Annotated in this window: 21 protein-coding genes and 1 tRNA gene; 8 read left to right on the top strand and 14 right to left on the bottom strand. The window is 65.9% G+C overall.

Features of this window, described 5'->3' with window-relative positions:
- The first annotated feature begins 2 nt into the window (after window positions 1-2).
- From AC1DRD_RS17500 to AC1DRD_RS17485, 4 genes are read left to right on the top strand one after another with little or no spacing between them, the layout of a single operon-like run.
- Window positions 3-341, top strand: a complete 339-nt coding sequence (locus AC1DRD_RS17500; RefSeq protein ID WP_478042334.1) for an EthD family reductase — start codon at window positions 3-5, stop codon at window positions 339-341.
- Window positions 334-1,128 (top strand): SDR family NAD(P)-dependent oxidoreductase, encoded by a 795-nt coding sequence (locus AC1DRD_RS17495; RefSeq protein WP_478042333.1) that lies wholly within the window; start codon window positions 334-336, stop codon window positions 1,126-1,128. Before AC1DRD_RS17500 ends, AC1DRD_RS17495 begins: the two co-directional genes overlap by 8 nt.
- Window positions 1,067-2,617: a class I adenylate-forming enzyme family protein gene (locus AC1DRD_RS17490; protein WP_478042332.1), complete on the top strand. Its 1,551-nt coding sequence runs from the start codon at window positions 1,067-1,069 to the stop codon at window positions 2,615-2,617. Before AC1DRD_RS17495 ends, AC1DRD_RS17490 begins: the two co-directional genes overlap by 62 nt.
- A gap of 21 nt (window positions 2,618-2,638) precedes the next feature.
- The gene (locus AC1DRD_RS17485; RefSeq protein ID WP_478042331.1) at window positions 2,639-3,412 is read left to right on the top strand and encodes an SDR family NAD(P)-dependent oxidoreductase; all 774 of its coding nucleotides are present in this window, start codon (window positions 2,639-2,641) and stop codon (window positions 3,410-3,412) included.
- Between the two features lie 775 nt (window positions 3,413-4,187).
- On the opposite strand, the gene AC1DRD_RS17480 is transcribed toward AC1DRD_RS17485, so the two are convergent.
- The 4 genes from AC1DRD_RS17480 to AC1DRD_RS17465 form a co-directional block, all read right to left on the bottom strand.
- Window positions 4,188-4,263 (bottom strand) — tRNA-Thr (locus AC1DRD_RS17480).
- A 140-nt stretch (window positions 4,264-4,403) separates the two neighbouring features.
- Window positions 4,404-5,429: a glycosyltransferase family 4 protein gene (locus tag AC1DRD_RS17475; RefSeq protein ID WP_478042330.1), complete on the bottom strand. Its 1,026-nt coding sequence runs from the start codon at window positions 5,427-5,429 to the stop codon at window positions 4,404-4,406.
- The gene (locus AC1DRD_RS17470) at window positions 5,426-7,024 is read right to left on the bottom strand and encodes an alpha-amylase family glycosyl hydrolase (RefSeq protein WP_478042329.1); all 1,599 of its coding nucleotides are present in this window, start codon (window positions 7,022-7,024) and stop codon (window positions 5,426-5,428) included. Before AC1DRD_RS17470 ends, AC1DRD_RS17475 begins: the two co-directional genes overlap by 4 nt.
- Before the next feature lie 170 nt (window positions 7,025-7,194).
- The gene (locus AC1DRD_RS17465) at window positions 7,195-8,100 is read right to left on the bottom strand and encodes a LysR family transcriptional regulator (protein WP_478042328.1); all 906 of its coding nucleotides are present in this window, start codon (window positions 8,098-8,100) and stop codon (window positions 7,195-7,197) included.
- A gap of 87 nt (window positions 8,101-8,187) precedes the next feature.
- On the opposite strand from AC1DRD_RS17465, the gene AC1DRD_RS17460 reads away from it, so the two are divergent.
- From AC1DRD_RS17460 to AC1DRD_RS17445, 4 genes are all read left to right on the top strand, one after another.
- The gene (locus AC1DRD_RS17460; protein ID WP_478042477.1) at window positions 8,188-9,222 is read left to right on the top strand and encodes an aldo/keto reductase; all 1,035 of its coding nucleotides are present in this window, start codon (window positions 8,188-8,190) and stop codon (window positions 9,220-9,222) included.
- A gap of 12 nt (window positions 9,223-9,234) precedes the next feature.
- Window positions 9,235-10,410: an MFS transporter gene (locus tag AC1DRD_RS17455; protein ID WP_478042327.1), complete on the top strand. Its 1,176-nt coding sequence runs from the start codon at window positions 9,235-9,237 to the stop codon at window positions 10,408-10,410.
- Between the two features lie 226 nt (window positions 10,411-10,636).
- Window positions 10,637-12,364 carry a sensor histidine kinase gene (locus AC1DRD_RS17450; RefSeq protein ID WP_478042326.1) on the top strand — a complete coding sequence of 576 codons (1,728 nt, stop codon included), beginning with the start codon at window positions 10,637-10,639 and terminating at the stop codon, window positions 12,362-12,364.
- Window positions 12,342-12,971 carry a response regulator gene (locus tag AC1DRD_RS17445; protein WP_478029644.1) on the top strand — a complete coding sequence of 210 codons (630 nt, stop codon included), beginning with the start codon at window positions 12,342-12,344 and terminating at the stop codon, window positions 12,969-12,971. Before AC1DRD_RS17450 ends, AC1DRD_RS17445 begins: the two co-directional genes overlap by 23 nt.
- On the opposite strand, the gene AC1DRD_RS17440 is transcribed toward AC1DRD_RS17445, so the two are convergent.
- Genes AC1DRD_RS17440 through AC1DRD_RS17395 form a run of 10 tightly spaced genes read right to left on the bottom strand, consistent with a single transcriptional unit; the run spans window position 12,951 to window position 22,576 of the window.
- Window positions 12,951-13,499 (bottom strand): A24 family peptidase, encoded by a 549-nt coding sequence (locus AC1DRD_RS17440; RefSeq protein ID WP_478042325.1) that lies wholly within the window; start codon window positions 13,497-13,499, stop codon window positions 12,951-12,953. The two genes, AC1DRD_RS17445 and AC1DRD_RS17440, sit on opposite strands and share 21 nt — an antisense overlap.
- Window positions 13,496-14,308 (bottom strand): hypothetical protein, encoded by an 813-nt coding sequence (locus AC1DRD_RS17435; RefSeq protein ID WP_478042324.1) that lies wholly within the window; start codon window positions 14,306-14,308, stop codon window positions 13,496-13,498. The genes AC1DRD_RS17440 and AC1DRD_RS17435 overlap by 4 nt, the downstream gene beginning before the upstream one ends.
- Window positions 14,305-15,321 (bottom strand): LytR C-terminal domain-containing protein, encoded by a 1,017-nt coding sequence (locus tag AC1DRD_RS17430; protein ID WP_478042323.1) that lies wholly within the window; start codon window positions 15,319-15,321, stop codon window positions 14,305-14,307. The genes AC1DRD_RS17435 and AC1DRD_RS17430 overlap by 4 nt, the downstream gene beginning before the upstream one ends.
- Before the next feature lie 4 nt (window positions 15,322-15,325).
- A complete protein-coding gene (locus AC1DRD_RS17425) occupies window positions 15,326-16,294 on the bottom strand; it encodes a type II secretion system F family protein (RefSeq protein ID WP_478042322.1) in 969 nt (322 codons plus the stop codon).
- A gap of 4 nt (window positions 16,295-16,298) precedes the next feature.
- Window positions 16,299-17,300 (bottom strand): type II secretion system F family protein, encoded by a 1,002-nt coding sequence (locus tag AC1DRD_RS17420; protein WP_478029650.1) that lies wholly within the window; start codon window positions 17,298-17,300, stop codon window positions 16,299-16,301.
- Window positions 17,300-18,667, bottom strand: a complete 1,368-nt coding sequence (locus AC1DRD_RS17415) for a CpaF family protein (RefSeq protein WP_478029651.1) — start codon at window positions 18,665-18,667, stop codon at window positions 17,300-17,302. The genes AC1DRD_RS17420 and AC1DRD_RS17415 overlap by 1 nt, the downstream gene beginning before the upstream one ends.
- Window positions 18,667-19,854: a CpaE/TadZ family protein gene (locus tag AC1DRD_RS17410; RefSeq protein ID WP_478042321.1), complete on the bottom strand. Its 1,188-nt coding sequence runs from the start codon at window positions 19,852-19,854 to the stop codon at window positions 18,667-18,669. Before AC1DRD_RS17410 ends, AC1DRD_RS17415 begins: the two co-directional genes overlap by 1 nt.
- 30 nt (window positions 19,855-19,884) lie before the next feature.
- Window positions 19,885-20,499 (bottom strand): TadE/TadG family type IV pilus assembly protein, encoded by a 615-nt coding sequence (locus tag AC1DRD_RS17405; protein WP_478042320.1) that lies wholly within the window; start codon window positions 20,497-20,499, stop codon window positions 19,885-19,887.
- Window positions 20,496-21,014 carry a TadE/TadG family type IV pilus assembly protein gene (locus AC1DRD_RS17400; RefSeq protein ID WP_478042319.1) on the bottom strand — a complete coding sequence of 173 codons (519 nt, stop codon included), beginning with the start codon at window positions 21,012-21,014 and terminating at the stop codon, window positions 20,496-20,498. The genes AC1DRD_RS17405 and AC1DRD_RS17400 overlap by 4 nt, the downstream gene beginning before the upstream one ends.
- Window positions 21,011-22,576, bottom strand: coding sequence for a pilus assembly protein TadG-related protein (locus AC1DRD_RS17395; protein WP_478042318.1), 1,566 nt, complete (start codon window positions 22,574-22,576; stop codon window positions 21,011-21,013). Before AC1DRD_RS17395 ends, AC1DRD_RS17400 begins: the two co-directional genes overlap by 4 nt.
- Between the last annotated feature and the right edge of the window lies 1 nt (window position 22,577).

Genomic DNA, 22,577 nt, shown 5'->3' with positions numbered 1-22,577 from the left:
CGATGTCGGTCAGCATGGTCGTGCTCGCCAGTCGCCCCGGCGACTGGCCGCAGGAGCGTTTCACCGAATGGTGGCGCGGGCCGCATGCCGATGCGGCGAAGCTGCTGCCCGGCTTGCTCGCCTATCGCCATGGCGTGGTTACCAAGGACTATGACAGTCCCGAAACGCCGGGCTGGGACGGGCATGCCGTGCTGACTTTCGCCGACCAGGCCGCGCTCGACGCGGCCTTCGCCTCGCCCGAATGGAAGGCGGCGACCGCGCAGACCAAGGGCATGGGCGGCCGGCGCATCATCCTGATCACCGATGAGGTTGATCTGCTTGCCGGGGGCGGCGATGGCTGACCTTGCCCCCGGTTTCGCGACCGCGGCGTTCCGCCTCGATGGCAAGCGCGCGCTGATCACCGGAGGGCGCGGCGCGCTGGCCGAAGCGATGGCGGCGACGCTTGCCGACCTCGGCTGCGCGGTCGCGCTGGCTTCGCGCAACGGCGAGGAATGCGCGGCGATCGCGGTGGGGATTGCCGAGCGTTTCGGCGTCCCCGCGATCGGCCTGTCGTGCGACATCGCCGACGAGGACTCGGTCGAAGCGGCGGTGGCCAAGGTCGTCGCCGAGTTCGGCGGGCTCGATCTGCTCGTCAACAATGCCGGCGCCTCGTGGTGGGGACTGCCGCAGGACATTCCGCTCAAAGGCTGGCGCAAGGTGATAGATATCAACGTCACCGGCACCTTCCTCGCCTGCCGGCACGCCGCTCGGCACATGATCGCGAACGGCGGCGGATCGATCGTCAACATTGCCTCGGTCGGCGCGTTCATCTCGTACCGGCCCGAGGACGGCCAGGTCGTGCCCTACACCACCAGCAAGGCGGCGATCGTCCATTTGACCAGCGACCTCGCGGCGCAATGGGCCGGACACGGCATCCGTGTGAATGCCATCGCGCCGGGATCGATCGAGACCGGAATGACCGAGACGCTCGATCCCGCGATCCAGGAGAAGACGCGCGCTGGCATCCTACTTGGGCGGTTCGGCAAGCCGGAGGAAGTGAGCGGTACGCTCGCCTTGCTGGCATCGGATGCCGGCAGCTTCATCACTGGCCAGACCTTCCTCGTCGACGGAGGGCAGTCGATTGGTTGAGTTTCGTGCCGACGGCCTGACCTGGGCCGGTGAGCGATTATGGCCGCAATTCGCGGCCCATGCGGGCGCAGACCCGGACGCGCTCGCGCTGATCGATTGCGATGATCGCCGCTGGACGCGGCGCGAACTCTACGGGCTCGCGCTCGACATCACGGAGCGCCTGGCCGCGACTGGCGTGACGGCGGGGAGCCGGGTTCTCGTCGCCGGCGTCAAGCGTGCCGAGACGCTGGCGGCGGCGCTGGCGACATCGGCTTGCGAAGCGACCTTCTGTCCCTATTCGCCGAAACTGTCCGAGGCGGACCGCCAGGTGCTCGAGGCGCGGCTCGGCCACGCCGCGCATGTCGTGATCGGTAGCGACGGCGCGATCATCGTCGCCGAAGCCGCACCCCAGGGGCGTACCGCCGATCCGCGCGATCGCGACACCGTGCTGATCGGTTTTACCTCGGGGTCCACCGGTGTGCCAAAGGCGGTGATGCATGGCGCCGCCGCGCTCAATTATGCGACCCGCGCCTGCGCGGCGATCGCGGCACTGGAACCGGCGGATTCGATCCTCGGCATTGTGCCCCTGGATAGCGCGCCGGGATTTACCTTCACTGCGCATTTCGCCTTGTCGCAGGGGCGGCCTTTGGTGTTCGTCGATCCCTGGGATCCGGCGGCGGCGATGCGCCGGGCGGTCGAGCATGGCTGCGGCTGGGCGATCATGGTGCCGACCCATCTCTATACGATGGTCGAGGCGGCGAAGGCTGGATCGTGGTTGGGAACCCTGCCGCTGCGCGCCGCCGCGGTCGGGGGCAGCGCGATGACCGCCGAATTGATCGCCGATGCCGAAACGCTGCTGGGTCTCAAGGCGCTCAGGATGTTCGGCATGTCCGAATGCATGGGGCATTGCTCAACGCGCCCCGATGATCCGCTTGCGCGGCGGCAAGGATCGGATGGCGTACCCTTTCCGGGCACCGAGGAGGAAGCGTTCGATGCCGACGGCGTCGCACTAGCGCGCGGGTCGCGTGGGCAGGCGGGCGTGCGCGGGCCGTCGCTGTTCCTCGGTTATGCCGAGGGACTCGGGTCGGGCCAGGAGCGGCGCAGCCGCGACGGCTTCTTCCTGACCGGGGACGAGATCGTCCGCGACGAGGGGGGATTCGTCACCGTGGTCGGTCGGATCAAGGACCAGATCATTCGCGGCGGGTTCAACATCGATCCCGCCGAGATCGAGGCCGCGCTGCTGCGCCACCCGGCGATCGCCGAGGTCGCGGTGGTCGGCGTGCCCGAACCCAAGCTGGGCGAACAGGCTTGCGCAGTCTGCCGGGTCCGCCAGGGCGCGGCGCCGTTCATGTTTGCGACGATGGTCGACCATCTCGAACGCGAAGGCCTCTCGCGCAAGAAATGGCCCGAGCATCTGTTGATCGTCGAGCAAATGGCGGTCGGCGCGACCGGCAAGCTCGACAAGAAGGCGATGGCCGCGCGCGCCGCAACGGCGCTCGGCCGAGGCTAGCTGCGCCAGCAAGGGGGACAGATGAAAGGTTTTTCGTTCGACCTCACCGGTCGGGTTGCGTTCGTTACCGGTGCCTCATCCGGGCTTGGTCGCCGCTTCGCTGCCATTCTCGCGGCGAGCGGCGCGAAGGTCGTGATCGGTGCGCGCCGCGCGGCGCTGCTCGAATCACTGGCGGACGAGATTACGGCGGCGGGCGGCGAGGCGCTGGCGGTGACGCTCGACGTCACCGACGAGGCGTCGATCGTCGCCGCCTATGACGCTGCGGCGGCGCGGTTCGGACCGGTCGACACGGTCGTCGCCAATGCCGGTCTCAACGTCGCGGGCAGCGCGCTCGGCCTTCCCGTCGAGGCGTTCGATCAGATGGTGGCGGTCAATTTGCGCGGCGTGTTCCTGACGGTGCGCGAAGGCGCCCGGCGCATGGTCGCGGCGGGTGCGCCCGACCGTGGCCATGGCCGGATCGTGATCATTTCCTCGATCACCGCGCACCACCCCTCGGCCGGGATCGCGCCCTACAGCGCGACCAAGGCCGCGGTCGCCCAGATGGGCCGGTCGCTCGCCAAGGATTGGGCGGCGAAGGGGATCAACGTCAACATCCTGTGCCCCGGCTATGTCGCGACCGAAATGAACGACGCCATCTGGGAAACGTCGGCCGGCCAGAGTTTGCTGGATGGGTTCGCGCGTCGGCGCGTGATGGATGAATCGGCGCTCGATCCGATGGTCCTTTACCTCGTTTCCGACGCGAGCGCCCAGACGACCGGGTCGATCTTCACGATCGATGACGGTCAGACACTGTGAGCCGCGATTTCTAGGGATAGTTGGCGGCGCTGCCGGACAAGCGCGAACCGTGTTATCTCGCGTATGTGCGACTTCAGCCGCCGCACTGTTCGACATAAGGGGGCGTTATCAATCCGCCGTTCGGACGAGGAAGCGGCAAAAACATTATCGGCGGAGGCCCATGCCTAGGTCTTTCAAGCACTTGGCCGAGGGCGGAAAGGCGCTCGGATTTCGCGGGTTGCCTAGTAATTTCAATGGCTGTGGCAGAGCGGGAGGAATGCCAGATTCCGCTCTAACGACTTTATCTAGAACAGAAATTTAGAGGCTTGCTATCTGCTGCCCCACATTTTTTCCCACACGGCACCTGAGATTTTCTGAAGCGATGCGGCACGACTTGTGACGGCTATGCGCCCATTTTCGGACATCCACAGCGGATCCCTGAGATCCTGAAAGCTGGCCTTCGGTCACGCTGCCGGCAGAAGGTCAGCCCCGGGGAGAACTGACACGCGCGCCTGGGTCATGAAGCGCCGCGAAAGCGCCAGAGCAATGAGCCTGACGGCTGAACCAGCAAAAAGAGGCCGTCAGAATCAAAAGCCTTATAAGGGCGCGATCTCGGTTCAAGCGCCCGATCTGCACAACGGTAAGCATGGGACCACGCCTCCTGGACTGCTCGTGGCCCCACGATTCGTGGCCCCTTTTTAGTGGGCCACGGCGGAACATAATGAGATTTCGTGGGGCCACCGAGGCAGTTACCGCAGGTTTTCCGCGGTTATACAGGGGTGCTCCCCATATGTACTGGTGCCGCCTACAGGACTCGAACCTGTGACCCCCGCATTACGAATGCGATGCTCTACCAGCTGAGCTAAGGCGGCCCGCACGCGCCTTCCGGCACGGCAAGGCGGGGCGCTTATCAGGCTTGTCGGAGACTGACAAGCGCGCCGTCGCGATGGCGCCTTCTGGATCCCTTGGAAATGTTGTTTCGTCTAGCAGTCGATTGCGGGCAGCGCGTCGGTTAGCCGTTGCGGACGTCTGCATGCTGCAGCACCGAGCGATAGAGCGCGATGTACTCGTCGGCCATGCGGTCGACCGAAAAGCGTTCGATCGCGCGTTGCCGGACGACGGCCCGGCCCAACTCATCGATACGGGCGATCGCGCGAACCGCGCCCTCCGCATCATCGACCAGAAAACCGGTCCTATCATGCTCGATCAGCTCGCTCATCGATCCGCGCCGCGTGGCGATGACGGGCGTGCCGCAGGCCATCGCCTCGACCACCGACAGGCCGAACGGCTCGTCGAAATTGATCAGGTGAAGGAGCGCGCGCGCCTTGCCAAGTGCGCGCGCGCGATCGGCGCCGCCGACCGGGCCGTGATATCGGATATGATCGTCGAGTTCGGGGGCGACCGCGGCGTCGAAATAGGCCTGGTCCTGGACGATGCCGTACATATCGAGCCGGTGGCCGCTGCGGCGGGCGGCGGCGATGGCTTCCTTCGCGCCCTTATCGGGATGGATGCGGCCGAAGAACAACAGGCCATCGTCGCCGTCCGGCTCGAACGGAAATTCCTCCAGCGCGATGCCGTGATGGATGGTGGCGGCGTAGCGCAGCGAGGGATGCCGGTCCGCCTCGCTGATCGCGACGTAGTGAACGCGATCCTGGAACGGCTGATACATCGGCAGGATGCGTTCGGACGAGAAACCGTGGATCGTCGTCACCATCGGCGTGCGCACCAGCGGTGCGAAGGCATGGGCTGGGAAATCCGCCTGATTGTGGATCAGGTCGAAGCGGTCGGCCTGCGCGAACAGGTGGGAGAGATGGCGATATTCCCACACCTTCGCGTCGATCGTCGGGTCCTCCGAATAAGGCGCGGGGACGATGCCGTCGAGTTTGGCCGAGGTGATGCTGTCCAAAGTCGCGAACAGCGTGACGTCGACGCCTCGCGCGACCAGCGCCTCGGTCAACAGGCTGGTCACCAACTCCCATGGTCCGTAGTGCCGCGGCGGGGTGCGCCAGGCGATCGGTGCCAGCATCGCGATCTTCATGACGCGGCAGGCCCGTTCAGGCGAAAGGCCATGGCCTCGTTCGGGCGCAGCATGTCGCCCAGGCTCTCGCGCGGGTGCGTGCCGACGAGCAAGTGGGCGGCGGGGTCGAAGTCGAACGGCAATTTGATCGCATTGGCGGCGAGGTTGAGCGCCACCCGCACGCGCTCGCGATCGTCGAACCGGTCATAGACCAGCAGATCGCCGTCCGCCGCGATCAGTTCGAACGCGCCGAGCGCCAGTGCCGACGACTCCCGCCGGCAGCGCAGCAACTGGCGATAGAGCGACAGCATCGATCCGCTATCCTGCTGCTGGACCTGGACGTTACGGAGCGGCCAGTCGCCGTTGAGCGGCAGCCACGGCTCGGTGGTACTGAACCCGGCATTGGCCGATCCGTCCCAGGGCATCGGCGTGCGCGAGCGGTCGCGGCCCAAGCCCATGCCCGGTTGCCTCAAATCCTGGGGATCGCGGATGCGGTCCAGCGGGATATCGACCTTGCCAATCCCGAGCTCGTCGCCCTGGTACAGAGTCGGCGTGCCACGCAGCGTCAGCAACAGCATCGCCGCGACGCGCGCCTGCGCCTCGCCCAGCCGCGCCGCGATGCGCGGGGCGTCATGGCTGCCGATCACCCAGTTCGGCCAGGCGCCGTCGGGCAACGCCGCTTCATAGGCGCCGATCATCGCGGCAAGCGATTGCGCGTGCCACGGCGCGTCGAGCAGCTGGAAATTGAACGGAAGGTGCACTCCCGGCGCGCCGCGGCCGTAATAATGCATCAGCGTTTCGACCGGCAGGCAGATCTCGCCGACCAGCAGGCGGTCGCCATAACTGTCCGCCAGCGCGCGGAACGCCGCGGCAATGTCGTGGACCTCGGGCTGGTTGGTCGAATGGATCTGGAGCAGCTTGAGCTTTTCGCCCAGTTCGGCCCGGTAATGCGGGTTGAGCGGATTGTCGGGTAGCCCTTCCGCCTTGACCATGTGCCACAGCACGTCGATCCGGAATCCGTCGACGCCGCGCTCGAACCAGAAACGCAGCACGTCGGTCATCGCCTCGCGCACGGCAGGGTTGCGCCAGTTGAGGTCGGGCTGCTCCTTCAGGAAAGCGTGCAGATAATATTGCCCGGTCGCCTCGTCCCATTGCCAGGCCGACCCGCCCATGTCGCTGATCCAGTTGTTGGGCGGGCCGCCGCCCGGTGCCGGATCGCGCCAGATGTACCAGTCGCGCTTGGGATTGTCGCGCGACCGCCGGCTCTCGACGAACCAGGGATGCTGGTCCGAACTGTGATTGGGGACGAAATCGAGCAACAGTCGGAGGCCGAGCGCATGCGCCGCCTTCAGCAGCCGGTCGAAATCGTCCAGCGTCCCGAACAAGGGATCGACGCCGCAATAATCGGCGACGTCATAGCCGAAATCGATCATCGGCGACGGGAAGATCGGCGACAGCCAGATCGCGTCGACGCCCAACGCCGCGATATAATCGAGCCGCTGCTCGATCCCGCGCAGATCGCCGACCCCGTCGCCGTTGCTGTCCTGGAACGAGCGTGGATAGACCTGATAGATGACGCCGCTTTCCCACCAGGGCGCTTTCCTGGTCGATGTCACTCCGTCACGCCTTTTCAACGCCTCTGGAAAGCGGCGCGACGTCGCCGGGCGTCGATAGTGCGTGGACTTGACGCTGAACGATCATGATCTTCTCCTCGGGATCGGGCTAAAAGCTCGAAACTGGCTGCGTGGTTCCGAAAGGACTCGTTGGTCATCGAGATGGGGCGATCTCACCGCAAATTTTCGGCCAGAAAGTCGACAAAGACCCGTATCCGCGCCGGGGTACTGACGCCGCCCACGAATACGGCGTGAATCTGCTCGACATCGCCGGGATTGAACTCCTCCAGGATCGGGACGAGTTGGCCGCTGGCGATCTCCTCGGCGACGCTGAAGGCGCCGACGCGCGCTATGCCGATGCCGATCGCGGCGAGCTGGCCCAGCGTCTCGCCATTATTCGCTTCGATATTGCCCTTCACGCAGAGCGAGAAATCGCTCTCGTCGCGGCGGAATGGCCAGATCGGTTCGGCGCGCCGGAAATTGAAGTTCAGGCAATTATGCTGGTGCAGCTCTTCGGGCTCGCGCGGTGTGCCATGTTTGGCGAGATAATTAGGCGATGCCACGATGACCCGGCGGGTCTCGCCGAGCTTGCGGGCCGTGAGCGTGCTGTCGGGCAGCGGACCGAAGCGGATCGCGACATCGGCCTGGCCTGCTGCGACATCGACCAGCGTGTCGGTCAGCGCGATATCGACCAGGATATGCGGATAGGAGGCGGCGAACTTGCCCAAGAGCGGCACCACGCAGAGCCGCCCATGGGCGAACGCCGCGCTGACGCTCAGCCGGCCGCGTGGCGCGCCCTGGTCGGCGATCTGCTGCTCGGCATCGTCCAGATCGGCAAGGATGCGCCGCGCCGCCTGGAGATAGGATTGGCCTTCCGCGGTCAGCGCCAGCGTGCGGGTCGAGCGCAGCAGCAAGCGTATGCCGAGCCGCGCCTCGATCCGGTCGATCCCACGCGCGACCGCCGATGGACTGAGGTCGAGGAGGCGGCCCGCCGCCGAAAAACTGCCATTGTCGATCACCGCCATGAACAGCGCCATCTCGCGCGCCCGATCGGTTCCGCTCGCCATCTTTGCGTCCAATGCAATAATCTTTCGCGTCGACTGCGGGTACACGGGTAAAGGCTCGACGTCCATCTATGCGCCGAACGAGCAAGGGATGAGCAGATGATGGAATATCGGCAATTGGGGTCATCGGGTTTGCGGGTACCGGCGCTGAGTTTCGGCACCGGAACGTTCGGCGGTCACGGGCCGCTGTTCAGCGCCTGGGGAACGAGCGATGTCGCCGAGGCGCGGCGGCTGGTCGACCTGTGCCTGGACGCCGGCGTCACGTTGTTCGACACGGCGGACGTCTATTCCAACGGCGCCTCCGAGGAGATTCTCGGCGCTGCGATCCGCGACCGCCGCGATAGCGTGCTGATCTCGACCAAGACCGGCCTGCCGATGGGAGATGGACCACAGGATTGGGGCGCGTCCCGGGCCCGGCTGATCCGCGCGGTCGAGGACGCGTTGCGGCGGCTGGGCACCGACTATATCGATCTGCTCCAGCTCCATGCCTTCGATGCCTCGACACCCGCCGAGGAAGTCATGGGCACGCTCGATCTGCTAATCGCTACGGGCAAGATCCGTTATGCCGGCGTTTCCAACTATCCCGGCTGGCAGATCATGAAGGCGCAGGCGATCGCCGATCGCTACGGCTGGCCTCGTCTCGTCGCGCACCAGGTCTATTATTCGTTGATTGGCCGCGCCTACGAATCCGAGTTGATGCCGCTCGCCGCCGATCAGGGGCTTGGCGCGCTGGTCTGGAGCCCACTTGGGTGGGGGCGGCTGACCGGGAAGATCGGGCGGGATCGTCCGGTACCGGCGGGAAGCCGGCTGCACGACACCGAACAATTCGCGCCGCCCGTCGAAACCGAGCAGCTCTATCGTGTCATCGACGCGCTCGAGGCGGTGGCGGCCGAGACTGGCAGGACCGTGCCCCAGATCGCGATCAATTGGCTGCTGCGACGCCCGACCGTCTCGTCGGTGATCATCGGCGCGCGCAACGAGGAGCAATTGCGCGACAATCTTGGCGCTGTCGGCTGGTCGCTTACGCCCGAACAGGTCGCAAGGCTCGATGCGGCAAGCGATGTGCTCCCACCTTATCCGCACACGCCTTACCGCCAGCAGGAGGGCTTTGCCCGCCTCAATCCGGCGCTGGTCTGAGAGGAGGCGGCAATGAAGTTCAATCCCGGCCTTTTGGCCTTGTCGGTCGGCGCCTTCGGCATCGGGGTGACCGAGTTCGCCCCGATGGGGCTGCTCCCGGTGATCGCGAAAGATCTTGGCGTCTCGATTCCGGCCGCCGGCCTGCTCATCAGCGGCTATGCACTGGGCGTGATGATCGGGGCGCCGCTGATGACGCTGACCACCGGCCGCGTGCCGCGCCGGGCGCTGCTGATCGGGCTCGCCGCCATCTTCACGCTGGGCAATGTGCTGGCGGCGGTTTCGCATAGTTATGCGCTGTTGTTGGCGGCGCGGATCCTGACCTCGTTCAACCACGGCGCCTTTTTCGGCGTCGGGTCGATCGTCGCGGCTGGGCTTGTGCCGCCGCAGCGGAGGGCCAGCGCGGTCGCCGCGATGTTCATGGGGCTGACCATCGCCAATGTCGTCGGCGTGCCGCTCGCGACCTGGGCGGGCGAGCATCTCGGCTGGCGCGCCTCGTTCTGGGGCATCGCCGCCTTGGGTGTGGCCACCATCGTTTCGCTGCGGTTGACGCTGCCGGCCCTGCCGGCACCGGAAGGCGGCAATGCCATCGCCGAGCTGCGCGTGTTGATGCGCGGCAAGGTGCTGGGCGCGCTCGCGCTCACCGTGATCGGATCGAGCGCGATGTTCACCGTCTTCACTTATATCGCCCCGATCCTGCGCGACGCGACCCATGCCTCGCTCGGCTTCGTCACCGCGATGCTGGTGACCTATGGCTTAGGACTCACCGTCGGCAATTGGGCGGGAGGCAAATTCGCGGACCGGCACGTCGACCGCACGCTGATCGTTACCCTGGCGTCGCTGTCGGCGATCTTGATCGCGTTCGCCTTGACGATGTCTTATGCCGCCCCGACCGCGATCCTGGTCTTTGCCTGGGGCGTGGCGAGCTTCGCCCTCGTGCCGCCGCTGCAGGTGCGCGTGATGGCGGCGGCCGCGGACGCTCCGAACCTCGCGTCCTCGGTCAATATCGGCGCGTTCAATCTCGGCAATGCCTTTGGCGCCGCTTTGGGCGGCGGCGTGATTGCCGCCGGATGGGGCTACCCGGCCGTCGCGCTGGCCGGAGCGGTGACGTCGGCGATCGGATTGGTCGCGGTCATGCTCGCCGCCAAGCGGCACTCGCTTCCCGCTCGTCGTCCGTGTTCGGCGATATAGATTGTTGACCCGGCCGCCCGCGTTCATCGCGCGCGGCGTTGGGGGCGGGGCTTCGATACGTAGAATTGCGAATTGACTGGCGATGCCAGGGGGCGAAAGGCGCTTTTCGTCCCCTATCGACGACCTGCGTTTGCAGCTGGCGGTGCATTTCTTGGGACAATCGGCGCTACGAGATCATCTGACATTAGTGTGTCGATGGTGTAACATCGCTGCGGGGGGAGGGCGATTGACGGGCGAGTTTGCAAACGGTCTTAGAGAGGCGCTGCGGCGCGATCTCGGTTATTCGGTGGCGCATGACGTCGTCGCCGCCGGCCGCACGCTGCTCGCGACGATCGCCTTGGGTATCGTCATGGCGATCCCGTTCCCGATTCCGGCGCTCGATCGGGCCGTCCGCTGGTGCTTCATCGCCTATCTGCTGCTCGCGGTTGCGGCGCTGGTCGTGAGATTGGTGTCCTGGAAAGTCACGTGGTTGATACGCCGTATCGGATCCGTTGCCGATGAGGCGATCGGCCTCGGCGTGCTGATCTTCTATCCGACCGTCACCATTCTCTATCTGCCGTTCATCGTTTTCCTGCTGGTCGCCAAGCGGATTCAGTCGAGCATTGCCAGCGTCGCGATCGAATATCTGATCTTCTCGCTCGTCATTCTTCTCCATAATCGGGCTGCGGCTTTGTTGCCGGCCTTGCCCCATATCAGTGACGGGCAGCGGATGCTGCAATTCACGGTGCTGACCTTCATTGCCGCCGCCGCGCTGGTGGGGAAGATGCGGCAGACCGATGCGACATCGAGCGACCGCTGGAACGGCGAGTTGCTGGCTACGGGCATGCGCGCGCGGTCGATGCCGATCGAGGAGATCGCGGCGCGGCTGGCGAGCCGGTTCCAGGTGTCGAGGATCCTGATCTGCTGGCGGGGCGGGGAGGATGACGACCGCCATTTCTATCGTTTCGCGGACGGCGCGCTGTCGCGGATCGATCCGCCGTCCGCGATCGCCGACCGCATGCTGCTGCCGACCGGCTGGGACGAAGCCTATCTGTGGGAGGCGCGGACCGGCAAGGCGATGGTCAACAGCGAGGTCGCGCGCGATCCGGTCGTTCGCACGATCGAGCCCGGTTTCCTGCCGGACGAGCTGGTCGACGGCGCGACGATCGTCGCAGCGATGCCGATCGCGGCGAACGCGATGGACGGCTATGTCTATCTGATCGGATTGCCGCGCGTGTCGGAGGTGCTGCTGGGTCAGGTCGTCAGCGCCGGCCATGCGGTCAGCGCGACGCTCGACCGCTACCAGATGTTCGAGGCGTGGCGCGAGAACGCCTTTGCCAATGCGCGGCTGGAGATCAGTCGCGACATGCATGACAGCGTGTTGCAGACGCTCGCCGGGCTCAGGATGCAGGTCGCGGTCCTGATGAAGGAAACCGACATGCCGGTCGCCAAGCGGCAGGAGCGACTGAAGGGCCTGGAGTCGATCATCGCCGCCGAACAGGCGTGCCTGCGCGAACTGATCAACGACAGCGCCCAGCCGGTCAGCGAGCGGATCGACCTCGCCAGCCATCTGGCGCAGCGCGCCGAATTGCTGTCGCGGCAATGGGGCATCGACTGTTCGGTCCAGGCCGAGCCCGCGGTGCTGCCCGTCTCTCCCGACATTGCGCTCGAAGTCGAGTTCCTGGTGCGTGAAGCCGTCTCGAACGCGGTGCAGCACGCACATGCGTCCGTGGTCAAAGTGGCCGCGGCGCTGCGCGACGAGGCGGTGTTCGTCGCGATCAGGAGCGACGGCGCGACGGTCATCGACACCAGCGCCGATGGCGCCGACGTCGAAGGCGTCTTGTCGCATTCGCTGACCAAGCGCGTGAAAGCCCTCAACGGGCGCGCTTATACCGATCCGATGGAGCGCGGTGTGCTATTGTCGCTCAGAATTCCACTAAAGGCTGGTGTCCATGTCGAAACTGCTGCTGGTTGACGATCACCCGATCTTTCTCGAGGGGCTGCGCCAGTTTCTCGAGACCAACGGCCATGTTGTCCAGGACACCGCCCGAACGTCGGTCGATGCGATCGACCGCGTCGCGCATGGCGTATTCGACTTGCTGGTGCTCGACGTCAGCATGGCCGATGGCGGCGGCCTGCACATCCTTCGGACATTGCGTGGCGCGGGCAATCAGATCCCGATCGTCTTTCTCACCGTCGGCCTGAAGCCGGTCGAGACGATGGAAGCGGTCAAGCTGGGCATCAACGGCATCGTTCTCAAGCACAACGACCCGAGCAATTTGATCACCTGTATCGAAGCGGTCAATCGCGGCGACACCTGGATCGACCCGACCATCATCGAGCGCGTGTTGAAGCGCAGCATGGCCGGCCAGTCGGTACCCGTGCTGCCGCAATATGGGCTGACGCGCCGGCAGGAGGAATTGGTCAAGCTGGTCGGCGAAGGCCTGCGCAACCGCGAGATCGCGCGCCGCTGCGGACTGACCGAAGGCACGGTCAAGCTCCATCTGCACCACATCTACGGCAAGCTGGGGATCAGTTCGCGCGCTCAGCTCATCATGATGTTAGCTGCCGAAGCGATGTGAGCCGGTCAGGCTGGCCGGGTCGAGATACCAGGCCTTTGGCTGCGGATTGATGTTGCCCCCGACGATCGCGAGCATCGCGCCGGCCGAGATCGCCAGGCCATAGGGAATGGGGCCGCGGGCCTTCAGGCTGGCAACGTTGGTCGATTGCGCGATCCCGGCCGGAAGCATCCGCCGGAGCACGATGAAGACGATGGCGAGCAGCGCGCCGCCAATCCCCATCCACAGATAGAGCGCCGCCGCGCCCTTGAAGTCGAACCATAAGGCGATCGCGGCCATCAATTTGACGTCGCCGCCGCCGAGCCATCCGCGCGAGAACAGGAACAGGCCGCCCAGGAAGGTGCCGACGAACACGAGCGCGTTCTGCCACAGCTGCGCGTTCCAGCCGCAGCTGTACATCCAGACCGGGAACAGCAGGATGATCGCGGCCGGGAATATGTTCGGGATGCGCAATTTCCACACATCGGTCAGCGCGGCGAGCGCCAGTACGAGATACAAAGCGATCAACAGGACGTTGGGAAGCGACGTCATTTCTGGGGCCCCAGCGACGAGAGGATATTGGCGGTTGCCGCCGGATAGATCGGCGCCGCGGCGAGCGACTGGGTCAGCCACGCCCGCGCATCGTCGCTCCGGCCGGCGAGCGAGGCGGCATAGCCGGCGTTGGACAATCGCTCTGCCCAGCGCGCCGCATCCTCCCCGCGTCTGCGCACCGGCGGTTCGCCCATCGATGCGGCGGCGATGTCGAGATTGTTGGCGACACGTCGATCATCCGGATCGGCCGCCAGCGCTTGTTGCAGCAAGGCTTTGGCTTCGGGATAGCGGTGTTGCATCAACAGCGAGATCGCCATGTCGTTGAGCAGCGACGCGCGCGGCGCGCCCAGTGCCGACGCCCGCTCATAGGCCGCCTTGCTGTCGTTCCACCGCGCGCCGGAATCATAAGCGTGGCCGAGATCGGCCCATAGCCGCCAGTTGGCCGGGCAGCGCGTGGTCGCATCCTGCAACCGGGCGAGGGCGACCTCGGTATGCCGCATCGCCGCGGCCGCGCTGCCGAGCCCGGCGACCACGCGGCAATCGTCGCTGGGCGTTGCTGCCAGCTTGCCGAACGCACGCTCGGCTTCGGCATATTGGCCTCGCGCCAGCCTCAGCTGCGCGCGGAGCACCGCGACATCGAACGTGCCGGATTGGGCGTCGGGCAACAGATCGAGCATCGTCTGCGCCTGGACCAGCCGCCCGCCCCGGATCGCGGCATCGACTAAAACGAGATCGTCCGGCGGCGCCGCCGACGCTGTGCCACAAGCAAACAGGGCCGCCAGCGATAGCAGCCGGACGGCGAGGATCACCGTCGTCCACCGGTAGGCTTGGTGGCGAACCGCAGCGCGTTACCGCCGACCAGCAATTGGATCCGGTTGGCCTGGCTGGTGGCGTACAGCCGGGTCGGGAACGGCACCGCGCGCGCCAGCCGGCGCGCGGTCGCCTCGCCCGACGGCGGATAGAGGATACGGCTGACCGCGATCCGCATGCCGCTGTCGCCGCGATCGAGTGGGCGCCAGCCGCGCCCGGCAAGATAGGATTGGACGCGCCCGGCAATGCCTTTGCGCCCAGCGGCATTGACCACCATCGTGTTGCGTAGCGCGCCTGGCGCCAGCGGCGTGGCCATCGGCTTCGGAGACGCTACCCGCGAGGCTGTGGGCACCGCCGCCGGCGCCGACGCGGGCGAAGAGGCGAGGATCGCTCCCTTACCGACGCTGCGCGCTGGCGGCAGGATCAGATGAACGACCCCCGGGGCGAGTTGTTCGAGGCGCGGGCCGGCGGCAATGACGGGGGCCGGCGCGACCGGCACCGCGGCAGCGCTCGCCAGCGCAGGGGCGGCTATTGGCGGCGGCGGCGCCACAGGCTGGGTTGGCATCGGTGCGGCAGCAGGCGTAACGGATGCGGAGGCCAGCATGGTGCGCATATCCAGGTCGAGCAACGCCGCGGCGTCATTGCGGCCCTGCGCGGTCAGCGACGCGGCATAAGCGCGGTAGAAAGCGTCGTTGCGCGGTGCCAGTGCCAGTGCCTTCTGGAAATAGACGTCGCTCAGATCGTAGCGGCGCAAATGGTCATAACAGAGCGCGAGCCCCTCGACCGCTGTCGCATCGTCGGGAGTCGCGACCAGGATGCGGCGATACATTTCGATCGCCAACCCGTAATTGCCGTCAGCGAGCAGCCGCGCGGCGGCGATCGACGAGGCGTCGGTCGCGGCGGTGAACCGCGTTCCCTCGGGCAGCGCGGTTCGCTTGGCCGAGCTCGTGCATCCGCTGGTGGCGACCAACAGGCCGATCAGCGCGGCACGCGAGGCGAGATTGCGCTTCATTCCGTCATCCTCCCATCATCGGCAGAAGCTGGCGAACGACGCGGATCGCAGCCGGCAGCATCAGCACGCCGATCATCACCGGCAACATGCAGGCGACGAGCGGGATCGAGATCAGCACCGGCAGACGATGCGCCTTTTCCTGTGCCAGCATCTTGCGGCGCTCGCGCATTTCGCCGGCATAGATGCGCAACGTCTGGCCGATGCTCGAGCCCAGCTTGTTCGACTGGATCAGCAAGGTGGTGAACGACCGGATCTGGTCGACCGCGGCGCGATCGCCCATCCGGCGCAGCGCTTCCTCGCGGCCGCGCCCGGCGCGCAGTTCGAGCACCGTGGTCGCGAGTAGATTGGCGACCAGCGGATGCGACCGTGCCATTTCGCGCCCGACGCGATCGAACGCCGCTTCCATGCCGAGCCCGGCCTCGACGCAGACCAGCATCAGGTCGAGCGCATCGGGAAAGCCGTTGACGATCTGCTCCTGGCGCCGCGATGCGCGCGCCGATACCCAGAGATTGGGCAAATAGAGTCCGAGCACCGCGAGCGCCGCGCCGAACAGATAAAGCTTGAGCAGCGACGGCGCCTCGCCGCGAAAGACGGTCGCCGCTACCAGGATCAACGGCAGGCCGAGCGTCAACGCCAGCCGCGCAAGCGTGAACACGCGCGGCGCCTGGGGCGAGGTATAGCCCGCTGCCGCCAGCCGTGCGGTCAGCGTCGCATTGTTGGTGTCGAGCAGCGACACCCCGCGTTTCTCGATCGCGCCGACGATCCGGCTCCACGCATCGGCGCGTCCCGAATCGCGCAAGGTCGCGACATGCCCCCCGGTCTGCCCCGCCGCTGCCGCTTCGGCGAGCCGGCGACGCACGGCGGCGCGCCCGGTGACGACGGTCGACACGCCAAGCACGATCATCACGACCACGGCGAACAGGCCGGCGAGGATCGCATAGCGCGGAAATTGCTGGATGACGGTTTCCCACATCGCGCTAGACCTTGATGTTGATGAGACGGCGGATGATGAAAAATCCGATCAGATAGAGCCCGATCAGACAGCCGAAGCCGATAGAGAAAGCGGGATCGCCCGCCACCTGAAGGTAGAAAGGCGGGTTGAGCAGGAACAAGGCGACGAACGCCATGACCGGCAACGCAGTCAGGATCGTCCCGGTCATGCGGCCTTCCGAGCTGAGCGCGCGGACCATCAGCACCATGCTGGCGCGCTCGCGGATGACCTGGGACAGGTTTTCGAGGATTTCGGCGAGATTGCCGCCGGTCTCGTTCTGCACCGACAAGGACACGACGAACATGCGCAGATCGTCGAGATCGCAGCGATCGGCCATGTTCTGCAGCGCGTCGCGCAATTCCGCGCCATAAGCGACTTCGTCGGTGACGATGCCGAACTCGCTGCCGATCGGGTCGGTCATTTCCTGGGTGAGGAGATCGAGCGCGGACGCCACCGGGTGCCCGGCGCGCAGCCCGCGCACGAAGATGTCGAGCGCGACGGGGAATTGCTCGGCCATCTTCTTGCGGCGGCGTTCGGCGCGCTGCGCGATCAGCATCAGCGGCAGCACCATGCCCGCCGCGGTGGCGAAGCATGCCGCCATCAGCACCGTGCCCAGGCCGATCCGGAAACCGAAGATGACGGCGCCGAATATCGTCAGCATGAACAACACCGCGACGATCAGCAGCATCAGCATGAAGGTGCGTCCCGGCGACAGGCCGAACCCGGCGGTGCGGAGCGTCGTATCGAGCTTCTTCCCCGGGCCGGCCAGGAAGCCGGGCAAGCGGATCGCGTCGCCCCAAGTGTCGCGGCGCAGGCGCGCGAGGACTTCGGGCCGGTCGAACCCGCTGGCGATCAGGCGCAGGCGTTTGTTGACCGCCATCGCGCCGCCGCGATTGGTGCGATACCAGCGCATGCCGCCCTCGATGCCGAGCACGACCGCCGCGAAGACGAGCGCGAGGACGAGCAGCCGGATGACGTCGGAGGACATCAGTCGAGCGCCGCGCTGGGATTGAAGATATCGGCCGGCAGCTTGATGCCGCGATCCTCCAGCTCCTGCATGAAATGCGGACGGATGCCGCTCGCTTCGAACCGCCCGAGCACCGTGCCATGCTCGTCGCGGCCGGTCAGGCGGAAGCGGAAAATCTCCTGCATGGTGACGACCTCGCCTTCCATGCCGATCAGTTCGGACAGGCTCATCAGGCGGCGCTTGCCGTCGGACAATCGGCCGACCTGGATGACGACGTTGATCGCCGAGGCGATCTGCGCGCGCGCCGAGCGTGGGGCGATGTCGATCCCGCTCATCCCGATCATCTGTTCGAGCCGCGACAGGGCATCGCGCGCGGTATTGGCGTGGACCGTGGTCATCGACCCGTCATGGCCGGTGTTCATCGCCTGCAGCATGTCGAACGCCTCGCCGGCGCGGACTTCGCCGACGATGATGCGGTCGGGCCGCATGCGCAGCGCGTTCTTGAGCAGGTCACGCTGGGTGACTTCGCCATTACCCTCGATATTGGCCGGCCGCGTTTCCAGCCGCGCGATATGCGCTTGCTGCAGCTGGAGTTCGGCCGAATCCTCGATCGTCACGATCCGCTCGGAATTGTCGATATAGGCCGACATCGCGTTGAGCAGCGTGGTCTTGCCCGATCCGGTGCCGCCCGAGATCAGGATGTTGCGCCGCGCCTCGACGATCGCTTCGAGCACCTGCGCGACCGACCGCGGCACGCTGCCATAGGAAATCAGTCGATCCATATCGATCGGCACCCGCGCGAACTTGCGGATCGAGAGCAGCGACCCGTCGACCGCGAGCGGCGGGATGATCGCGTTGACGCGCGAGCCGTCGGCCAGTCGCGCATCGACATAAGGTGACGCCTCGTCGACCCGGCGCCCGACCGCGGAAACGATCTTCTGGATGATGCGCAACAGATGGCGCTCGTCCTTGAAGCGGATCGACGACGGCTCGAGCTTGCCGTGGCGCTCGACGAACACCGAGTCGAAGCCGTTGACCAGGATGTCGGTGATGCTCTCATCCTTGAGCAATGGCTCAAGCGGGCCGAGCCCGAGCAGTTCGTCGAGCACGTCGCTGACCAGCCGCTTGCGCTCGGCCAGGTTGAGCGCGTGTTTCTGCAGCGACAATTGTTCGTGGACGATCTCGCCGATCTCGGCGTGGATCTGCTCGCGCGACATGGTCTCCAGCGCCGACAGGTTGATCAGGTCGAGCAGGCGCTGGTGCAATTCCACCTTGAGCGCGGTGTGGCGATCGGCCTCGGCTTGCGACTGGACGTCCTTGTCGGGCACGGTTTCGGCTTGCCCGGAGGCAGCGCGTTCGCCGGCGCGTCTGATCTGCCAGGCACTCATCAGCCGCGCTCGAGCAGCATGTCGATCGCGTCGAGCAGCTTGTTGAGGTCGCGGGTTACCGCGCTTTTCGACTTGATGTCGCCGATCATCACGCCGCGATTGAGCGCGGTGTTCATCAACGCGAAGTCGCTGGTGACGCTGAGCCCGATCTGGCGGCCGATCGTGTCCGACGCGTCCTTCAGGTTGATCTGCTGGAACAGCCGTTTCTCGACGCGGTTGACCACGACCTGAACCTTCTCGGCCGCCACGCCGAGCTTGAGCAGCAAGGCGAGTTGGCGTTGCGCCTGGCGCAGGCTGGCGATCGACAGTTCGACGATCAGGAACACCACGTCCGACTGCGCGACCAGCGAGAGCGACCAATTGGTCCAGTCGCTCGGCAGGTCGAGGAAGACGGTGCGATATTCCGCCGTCGCCAGATGGACGATATCGCAAATCTGGTCGGTGCCGACGGTGTCGGTTGGCATCAGGTCGGTGGGCGCGGCGACGACCCGCAGGCCCGAGGCATGTTCGGCGGCGACCGAGGTCAGCACCGCCGGGTCGAGCCGCTTGCCGGCGTCGAGCAATTCGCTGACGGTCAAGGCTGGGTTGATCCCCAGATGCGTCGCGGCGTTGCCACCTTGCAGATCGAGGTCGAACAGGCACGCCTTGAACCCGCGATCGGCTTCGCGCCGGGCATAGAGCGCGGCGGCCTGGGTCAGCAACGCGGTCGCGCCGACGCCGCCGACGCTCTTGATGATCGACACGACCTTGCCGGTCGGCGTCGCCAGGGCCAACCCGCGCTCGATCTCCTCGCGCATCCGTTCGAGCATTGTTTCGAGGTCGTTGCGGACCAGCGGCAAGGCGATGATGTCCTTGACGCCGGCGCGGAGCAGGGCCTGCATTGTCGGCACGGTCAGGTTGCGGACCGCCGCGATCACCGCGATCGATGGGTGCGCCACGTGCAGCCTGATCAGCCGCGCGAGCGAGGCCGGCCGGTCGGGCCGCACCTCGATCACGATCACCCGCGCGCGCTCGACGATCTCTTCCGGGACTTCGTCATCGAGCTCGATCTTGCTGGTGTCGAGCGACCAGCCGCCGACGACGCTGGGGCCGAATTCGGCCGTCAGCACTTCCTCTTGCGACAGCACCAGTTCGACCGCCGCGCCGGGCCGCCTGATGGTCCAGCTATTCGGTTCGAACTCGGACAACTCTACCGCTCCCACAACACAAACTCCCATCTAACCAGTCTTGCCGTCTTCTAGTGTCAGCGAAGCGGCATAGGCCGGCAGGCTGACCGTGGCGTTCCCGAAGAAGCGGAAAAGCATCGGCGTGAAGGTCGTCGGCTTGAGCCGGACCGTGACGACCGGGGATACCTGGATTCCGTTAGGATCTCCTGCATATCCCAAGCCCGAATATTCATAGCTGATCGTGACCTTGTCGGCGGTCAGATTGGGGTAGAATCGCTGCATTTGGGTCACGATGGCGTTGAACGCCGTCGTATTGACGGGGGTGAGCGTGGGGCAAGTCGCCCCGGTCCTGCACGTGCAGGTCACCGTGCCGCTGGCCGAATTGCAATCGGCGCCGCCGAACGAGCTGAGCGGGATAGGATCGCCCTGCGGAATCCCGCCGGCTACCGCGAAATCATATGTGGCGAGTCCGCCCGGTACGACGTCGTTGGTGACCGCATAGCGCACCCCCATCTGGGTCGCCTTTTCGGCGCGATTGCAGGTCCACAGGAAGCGGCCGAGATCGACGGTGCCGATCATGAACGACAGCAGCAGCGGCGTCAGCAGGCCGAATTCGGCGGCGGTTCCGCCGCGCGTCGACTGCCACAGGGCGCGAAGGGCGATCATGCCCCCACCACCGCCGCCTGCGCGGTCGCGTTGAGGTTGATCGTCGTCTTGGTGATCCCGAACGCCTTGAACAGCGAGGGATAGGGGATCGTCGCGGTCACCGAGACGACGGGAACTCCCGCTGTCGATGCGGTGTAGATTCCGCCGCGATAGGTGGCGCTGCTATTGCACGCGACCGACACGACGATGGTGGCGTTGCTGGTCCAGCCATTGAGGCGGGCGGGGCCGGTTCCGTCGAGGGTATTGGTCCGCACCAGATTCTGGGTCGCGACGGCGATGGCACTGGTGTCGTTGGTCACTGCGACACAATTGACCGGGTAGCGCCGCGACGCGTAGCGCGCGCCGTCGCGTACGCCCTTCAGCACGGCATGTTCGGACAGGAAGTAATTGCCCAGGTCGACCGAGCCGAAGGCTAGCGCCAGGAAGATCGGCGTGACGAGCGCCATCTCGACCGCGGCCGAACCGCGGCGACAGGCCAGCACCCGAGCGGCGATCGAGACGCGCTGCCCGGTCATTCGATCAGATAGGGTACGTCCTTGCGTACCACCTGTCCTGCGGCGCCGCCGGCGCTCCCGTTGGTGGTCGTGCCGATCACCTCGACATAGACCTCTTTCTGATCGGTATAGGTTGCCTTGTTCGCGCCACTGCCGCCCGTGCGATTGAAGGCCGGCTCGACCAGGAACACGTCGAGCCACTTTGCGACCGGAATCTGCGTGGTCTTGCCGTTGACCGAGAGCGCGTTGCAATTGAGCACCGCGACCGACATCCGGCGGCGGTCGAGGTTCGACCCGCCCGGCGTCAGCCCTGCGCGGCCGGTCGCGGGAACGCCGAAACCGGTATTCTTGCCTGTCAGCGGCTGCGAAACGCCGATACCGTGTGCGGAGCCGTTCGAGACGATCGAGGGGTGAGCCAGTTCCCATTGGTAGACGTCGTAGCGCGTCGCCGTGGAAGGAAGGCCCGTCGCGGCCACCCATGTGGACTGATTGGCATAGCCGTAATTGACGCGGAAATAGGCGTCGCGATCCCAGGTGGCATTACCGGTGATGCCGCAAGCCCCGGACGTGCCGGCCGGCACCGCGTGACACAGGTCGCGCGGATATCCCATCATGTCCGGGTCGGCGCTGCCGTCGCTGGGCAAGGCGCCGACAGTCGTCGGCCGATACGGCTTGGGCGATTCGGTCCATTTGTCGTTGGAACAGCTGGTGCCGTTATTGGAATCGCACACCAGATCCTTGCGCGTGTTGGCCGACGGCGAGCAAGTGCCGCCATCCTGGGACGGGCACGTCGAATTGCCATTATCGAAGATGTCGAACCGCGTGTTGAACGCCGACAGGACTGACGTGCTCATGCCCGGCTTGGTAGTGACCCCGGTTATCGGCGAACAATCGCCCGGCGGGACGTTGTAGCCCAGCGCCTCAGCGAGCGCGTTGGCGCCGTTGCCGAAATTGGTATCGAGCCAGCCGAAATTGCCCGGCGCGGTGGCATTGCCGGTGACCAGCCTGATCCCGGTGCCGGTGGCCACGCTGAAATCGGCGAGATAATCGGTGTTGGTCGCAGTTTCGGCGGGATTGCAGATCATCACCGGCGGCACCTTGCAGATGCCCGACGCCACGCCCGCAAACGCCTTGGCGTTGATGGCGGGCGAGGTAAAGGCGGCGACGACCGGCGTCAGCGCATAGCGCGCCTGTTTGGTGTCGACGGTGACCTGGACGAAATAGGCATTGGCATCGCTGGTCGACAGCGTGGTCTTGGCCTTGTCCTGATAGAAGACGACGTTGCCGCTGGTCACCGACACGGCGCGGTTGGCGCCGTCATTGGCGAACAGCGCCAGATTGGTGATCAGGCTCTGCGCGGCCGAGACCGCGCGGCTACGGGCATTGGTCTTGCCGTCTAGCTGCCCGGCGGCGGCCAGCGCGGCGTGGTCGGCGGCGTCCTGCAGCTCGGTATGCAAGCCGACAAGCCGTGAATAATCGAACCCGATCCCGGCCGCGCCGATCAGCGCGAACAGCGAAATGGCGACGATGGGCGCGACCGAACCGCTCTCCGATTTCCAGAGCTTTTGGGCTGCGCGGCGCATG

The sequence above is a fragment of the Sphingomonas sp. P4_G2 genome (assembly GCF_056401155.1).
This window is presented reverse-complemented; position numbering and strand designations above follow the sequence as displayed.

What these genes read in the sequence shown, in the direction of transcription:
- AC1DRD_RS17500 (WP_478042334.1), top strand. Translation starts at nt 3, where the DNA reads ATGTCGGTCAGCATGGTCGTGCTCGCCAGTCGCCCCGGCGACTGGCCG.
- AC1DRD_RS17495 (WP_478042333.1), top strand. Translation starts at nt 334, where the DNA reads ATGGCTGACCTTGCCCCCGGTTTCGCGACCGCGGCGTTCCGCCTCGAT.
- AC1DRD_RS17490 (WP_478042332.1), top strand. Translation starts at nt 1,067, where the DNA reads ATGCCGGCAGCTTCATCACTGGCCAGACCTTCCTCGTCGACGGAGGGC.
- AC1DRD_RS17485 (WP_478042331.1), top strand. Translation starts at nt 2,639, where the DNA reads ATGAAAGGTTTTTCGTTCGACCTCACCGGTCGGGTTGCGTTCGTTACC.
- AC1DRD_RS17475 (WP_478042330.1), bottom strand. Translation starts at nt 5,429, where the DNA reads ATGAAGATCGCGATGCTGGCACCGATCGCCTGGCGCACCCCGCCGCGG.
- AC1DRD_RS17460 (WP_478042477.1), top strand. Translation starts at nt 8,188, where the DNA reads ATGGAATATCGGCAATTGGGGTCATCGGGTTTGCGGGTACCGGCGCTG.
- AC1DRD_RS17455 (WP_478042327.1), top strand. Translation starts at nt 9,235, where the DNA reads ATGAAGTTCAATCCCGGCCTTTTGGCCTTGTCGGTCGGCGCCTTCGGC.
- AC1DRD_RS17445 (WP_478029644.1), top strand. Translation starts at nt 12,342, where the DNA reads ATGTCGAAACTGCTGCTGGTTGACGATCACCCGATCTTTCTCGAGGGG.
- AC1DRD_RS17440 (WP_478042325.1), bottom strand. Translation starts at nt 13,499, where the DNA reads ATGACGTCGCTTCCCAACGTCCTGTTGATCGCTTTGTATCTCGTACTG.
- AC1DRD_RS17430 (WP_478042323.1), bottom strand. Translation starts at nt 15,321, where the DNA reads ATGAAGCGCAATCTCGCCTCGCGTGCCGCGCTGATCGGCCTGTTGGTC.
- AC1DRD_RS17425 (WP_478042322.1), bottom strand. Translation starts at nt 16,294, where the DNA reads ATGTGGGAAACCGTCATCCAGCAATTTCCGCGCTATGCGATCCTCGCC.
- AC1DRD_RS17420 (WP_478029650.1), bottom strand. Translation starts at nt 17,300, where the DNA reads ATGTCCTCCGACGTCATCCGGCTGCTCGTCCTCGCGCTCGTCTTCGCG.
- AC1DRD_RS17415 (WP_478029651.1), bottom strand. Translation starts at nt 18,667, where the DNA reads ATGAGTGCCTGGCAGATCAGACGCGCCGGCGAACGCGCTGCCTCCGGG.
- AC1DRD_RS17405 (WP_478042320.1), bottom strand. Translation starts at nt 20,499, where the DNA reads ATGATCGCCCTTCGCGCCCTGTGGCAGTCGACGCGCGGCGGAACCGCC.
- AC1DRD_RS17400 (WP_478042319.1), bottom strand. Translation starts at nt 21,014, where the DNA reads ATGACCGGGCAGCGCGTCTCGATCGCCGCTCGGGTGCTGGCCTGTCGC.
- AC1DRD_RS17395 (WP_478042318.1), bottom strand. Translation starts at nt 22,576, where the DNA reads ATGCGCCGCGCAGCCCAAAAGCTCTGGAAATCGGAGAGCGGTTCGGTC.